The sequence below is a fragment of the Acinetobacter sp. ABJ-A23_2 genome, from assembly GCF_044538765.1.
In the GTDB taxonomy this organism is placed as follows: domain Bacteria; phylum Pseudomonadota; class Gammaproteobacteria; order Pseudomonadales; family Moraxellaceae; genus Acinetobacter; species Acinetobacter nosocomialis_A.
Window position 1 is genome coordinate 1 of record NZ_JBIUCP010000096.1, and the last position, 2,862, is coordinate 2,862.

Genomic DNA, 2,862 nt, shown 5'->3' on the forward strand with positions numbered 1-2,862 from the left:
GCCTTAGTTTTGCTATGTATTTCACTTGGTAACTTCTTTATGAAAACGTCTATAAATTTAACTATAGATACTAGAAAAGAGGTTCCATCAGGTAATTTGGTTCATAAAAGTTTAGCTTTTCTGTTGATGCATAAAAAAGCTGATTGTGAAGATTAAATTATTATTATTTTAGAAATGAAATTCGGTTTAACGTTGATCTATAAGCCTGTGCAATAGTGTACTTAAATTATACATAAAATTATATGAATTAAGTTTTAGTTAAAGATAAGTTAAATGGGATACAAATGAAAGCACTCTAATTTAATTAAGTCATCGCAACTCATTTCAGTTGTTTGTGTTGTACTTGACGGTTTTGATAATAAAGCATCTTGCCGTCAAGTGTAATGTTGACTTTTAATTAACCACAATAATAAGTAGTGATAGCTTCAACTAGAAGTCCCATCGCAACATCTTTTCCAACTTTCAAAGAACCTTTTAATGCTTTCAAAGACATCTTGCCAAGCCAATTAGTTACTCCTTCGCCTAGTTCATCAGCAGATGTTGGGGGAGGTGTAACTTCAATAACATTTCTTAAATCTTGAATATCCGTTTCTTCAACACCATAATCTTTTAGCTTGTTTGCTAAAGAATTAAAATCGCCTTTTATCACTTGTACAGTATTAGTTGATGATTGATTGATTGTTGAGTTATCATTATGGTTAGCCATATTACCGACATTACCAATATTATAATTAACATGCTGTGTCATTTGCTTTTCCTGCTTAGTAAAAATTAAACCATCACCTAAAATACCTTGCTTTTCTAAAGATAAAGACCAATTTAAAATAATATCTCGTATTATTACAAAGACATGTTCAATTTGAGCTTTACTAATAGCTAAAACAGGCATGTAAGTCGGTGCAACCAAGTCATAATAGGGGTTATTTGTAAAACCTAAACGACTAAATCGTTGTCTATCATCTTGAGTAAACTTGTCTATGAAAAATTTTTCAAATTCAGGATCTAATTTTAAAAGAATTTGACTTTCATTCGTTGAATTAAGGCTTTGTAAATTAGTAATTGCATCACGAATAATTTTCATTTCATAGTATTCTGCATTTTCTCCAGATAAAACAACAGGTTTGAATCCTGATGAATCAGAAGCATATATATTACCTCGAAAAAACCTATAAGCAGGAATTTGGTCATCTTTTCTGTACCCATGAAGTTCTTTTTTGCACCAATCTGAAAAATCAGTAATATCTAATTTTAAAGCAATTACGTATGCGTTATTTAAAAGTTCAATAATAGGAATATTTGGATCTAGAGCCAATTGTTGAAGTTTAATAACGGAAGAAGTACTACTCATTTTTTTCTCAAGTGTAAGGTTGATTTGAAGAAATATAATTTTATTTCATAACTCAAAATTCGGTTTTTAATCACTATTAATGAATGAACCTATGTTATGATTTGCCATGCTATTTACAGTGTCAATACTATAATAAACATTTAAAACATGTTCTTTTTCAGTTGCTGTAAACTCCCACTCCTCCCCTAAAATACCTTCCTTTTCAAGTTGATATGATAGTTCTAGAATTTTAAATTTAATTGTATCTAATACTTTTTGAAAAGGAATTTTACTCGTTCGAATTTGAAATATAAAATGACTCTCTTTACATTGTGGGTTGTTTCTTCTAAGAATTTTATCTATATCACTTTTTACCTCAAGAGTGATGCTATCTGATTTAGTTTTAAGCGCACCTTCAAAAAATGAAATGCCATCCTTTATAATTTGACCAGAAAATATTGCTTCAGCATTAAAAATTGCTGTTTGTCCAGATAATGAATTTTTTACACATAAAGAACCAAATATATACCTATATTCAGGAATATTGGAATCCTCGATAGACTGATAGCCATTTAATTCTAACTCACACCATTTCTTGAAATCATCCAAATTTAATTTACAAGCAATTAAATATGCATGTCTTAATATATCGCTGATTTGAGATGATGGATCTAAAACTAATTTTTGTAATGCGATAACTGCTTTCATATTACCTAATTATGAAGTTGTATAACTTCATTCTCCTACTAATTAAGCATACATCAGAGTACTTGAGAAATATCATCACTAACAACTTTTTGACCAATTGTACTTTGATTATTACCTGATGCTAAATTTTGAACATTCCCTGTGATGTTGATATTAAAAATTTGATTAATTTTCTCTTGAGGAATAGGATTTGAATTTATAGCTACATCGCCAGCATCTTGATTAATCATTTCAATTTCCAATACAAAGTTTAGAATTTTAGTTTTTATTGTATCTACAATACCTATAACAAATGATGTTGGGATTACTTTCCATGCTTGCATACAAATATAATTTTCATACATGTTACCTCCATATTCAGCTAAGATTATTGGGTTCCATTCTTGTGATAATGTACTAGCAGTCGCACTAGTTAAATTTTCTAATGTAGCAATTGGACTAAAAAAATGAGCTTTGGTTAAACTTTCTTTTAATTTCTCTGGTAAATTAAAAGTAGGCACATCTGCATTTCTTAGCCCACTTCCAAAGGAACCTGAAAAATGCCCTTTTGAGTAAACATTTTCTAGTATTCTGTAATTAGGTAAAAGTTTAGTATCTTTAGGATAACCATTAAGTTCATGTTCAACCCAAGATTTAAAATCTTCATTTCCTAATTTATAAGCTAAAATTTTACATTTACGCAATAAATTAGAAACGCTAATATCTGAATTTGTCGCATCATGTTGAATTTCTTGTAATAAAGACATCTTAGTCCTAATGAAAACACCTTATTGGTTACACATTAAAATCTTTTGAAAATTAGATCAAGAACAGATGTCATATAAGAG

General features: G+C 29.2%; 3 protein-coding genes. All 3 read right to left on the minus strand.

Annotated elements, in window-relative coordinates:
* Positions 1–397: 397 nt before the first annotated feature.
* Positions 398–1,348, minus strand: a complete 951-nt coding sequence (locus tag ACH63V_RS17930) for a hypothetical protein (protein WP_396464303.1) — start codon at positions 1,346–1,348, stop codon at positions 398–400.
* Between the two features lie 66 nt (positions 1,349–1,414).
* On the minus strand, positions 1,415–2,035 hold the full coding sequence (locus tag ACH63V_RS17935) for a hypothetical protein (protein ID WP_396464304.1): 621 nt from the start codon (positions 2,033–2,035) through the stop codon (positions 1,415–1,417).
* A gap of 53 nt (positions 2,036–2,088) precedes the next feature.
* Entirely contained in the window at positions 2,089–2,781 is a 693-nt protein-coding gene (locus tag ACH63V_RS17940; RefSeq protein ID WP_337077668.1) for a hypothetical protein, read from the minus strand.
* Positions 2,782–2,862 lie beyond the last annotated feature (81 nt).

Bases quoted from the DNA above. Each gene is read 5' to 3' on its own strand.
- ACH63V_RS17930 (WP_396464303.1), bottom strand. From the start codon at position 1,348: ATGAGTAGTACTTCTTCCGTTATTAAACTTCAACAATTGGCTCTAGAT.
- ACH63V_RS17940 (WP_337077668.1), bottom strand. From the start codon at position 2,781: ATGTCTTTATTACAAGAAATTCAACATGATGCGACAAATTCAGATATT.
- ACH63V_RS17935 (WP_396464304.1), bottom strand. From the start codon at position 2,035: ATGAAAGCAGTTATCGCATTACAAAAATTAGTTTTAGATCCATCATCT.